This window comes from Chitinivibrionales bacterium (assembly GCA_035516255.1).
Taxonomy (GTDB): Bacteria; Fibrobacterota; Chitinivibrionia; order Chitinivibrionales; family FEN-1185; genus FEN-1185.
This window is the reverse complement of record DATJAL010000058.1, coordinates 1-1,454: the sequence shown is the minus strand read 5'-3', so window position 1 is coordinate 1,454 and position 1,454 is coordinate 1. Positions and strand designations below refer to the sequence as shown.

3 protein-coding genes are annotated in these 1,454 nt (G+C 54.1%); all 3 read right to left on the bottom strand.

Features of this window, described 5'->3' with window-relative positions:
* Window positions 1-263, bottom strand: a 263-nt coding sequence (gene rplS / locus VLX68_17330; GenBank protein HUI94006.1) for a 50S ribosomal protein L19, incomplete at its 3' end; no start/stop codon positions are given.
* A gap of 142 nt (window positions 264-405) precedes the next feature.
* A complete protein-coding gene (locus VLX68_17325) occupies window positions 406-783 on the bottom strand; it encodes a cupin domain-containing protein (protein HUI94005.1) in 378 nt (125 codons plus the stop codon).
* Window positions 784-1,012: 229 nt separating this feature from the next.
* Window positions 1,013-1,454, bottom strand: a 442-nt coding sequence (locus VLX68_17320) for an isoprenylcysteine carboxylmethyltransferase family protein (GenBank protein HUI94004.1), incomplete at its 5' end; no start/stop codon positions are given.

The following is a 1,454-nucleotide window of genomic DNA, read 5'->3' as shown; positions in this document are numbered from 1 at the left end:
CTCACCACCTCAATCGTGCTGATCATCGGCGAATGCAGCGGAAAAATCCTCTCCACGCCAATCCCGAAACTCACGCGCCGCACCGTAAAACTCGCCCCCGCCAGCTCCCCGCGCCTCTGCATCACCACGCCCTCAAACGGTTGGACGCGCTCTTTATCGCCTTCCTTCAATCGCACGTTTACCCGCACCGTATCGCCCGGGCGGAAGTGCGGCAAGTCTTTGCGCAGTTGCGCATGTTGTGCTTTCGCAAGTATAGGATTCATATTCGCATTTCCCGGCAGACCCGCTCAGGTGGGGCCAGCTCTATCGAGTCAAACCTAAATTTTACGGGATTTTCACGCTTTTTGCCACCTCAAGTTGCCGGCTCAGGTCGGCTTAGTAAGAATTAAGCCCGCACAACCATTGCTAATTCCCGGTAGGAATAATCCCAGCATTCTCGAACATCAAGACCACCGTCCGCTGCAGCGCCCGCGTCCGGTGCACAACGCCCTTCGGCACCACAAATCCCTGCCGCGGCGCCAATTCCACCGTCCGCCCCTCGAGATCGATTAAAAGTTGTCCTTCAACCACATAGAAAAATTCATCATCCGCCTCATGCTTGTGCCAATGGTATTCACCCTGGAACACGCCGATCCGCACCACCGACGCGTTCACCTGGCACAAAGTCTGGTTGTACCACTTATATTCACAAGCATCCGCGAGCGCCTTTTCATCCACAATTTCCAGCGGCTTATACAAAATATTCAACCGCGTCTCGTAAGGAAAATCAGCTACATCACTCACGCCATCCTCCAGGAACCAATCTGCTCCGCAATAATTTTAATGTGCAATGCATGTAACTCACCATTTCAGAGGTGAGGCCTCAACATGCCAATTTGCCTCCCACCAAACCAAAAAGTCCATCCCGTAGGGGCGCCGGTCAATCGCTATGCGATTGCGAAGCAATCGACGCGCCCTCCGGCGACCTCGCCTCCCGATCAACGCTCCCACTCAACCGCGGAAAATCATCACGTTAGAACCAAGTCTTCTTCCGATACTCCCGATAATCTTCCCCAAACGCATTTTCCAAAACCCGCGCTTCATTCCGCGCACGAAAAATCTGCATGGGGATCAACCCCAGAAAGACCAGCAACAACCAAGGCCTCTGCAAGAACAAAAAGATCCCAGCGATGCCAATAGATCCAAACACATAAATCGGATTCCGGATCCGCGAATAAAGCCCGCGTGTAACAAGCTTCCGCGCCTGCGCGCTCGCCGTAAACGACGCCCCAAGCTGCACATGCGCGACGGTCCAAAACGCGAACCCGGCGACAATCATCCCCGCGCCAATCCACCGCATCCACGACCACCGCTCGTGCCAATAGAAAATAAACAAAAACGCCAGCCCGCAAAACGGCGGCACGAGAATCCAAAGATGCTTGTCTTTCATTTCCAACCTTTTCGCGCCGCTACGA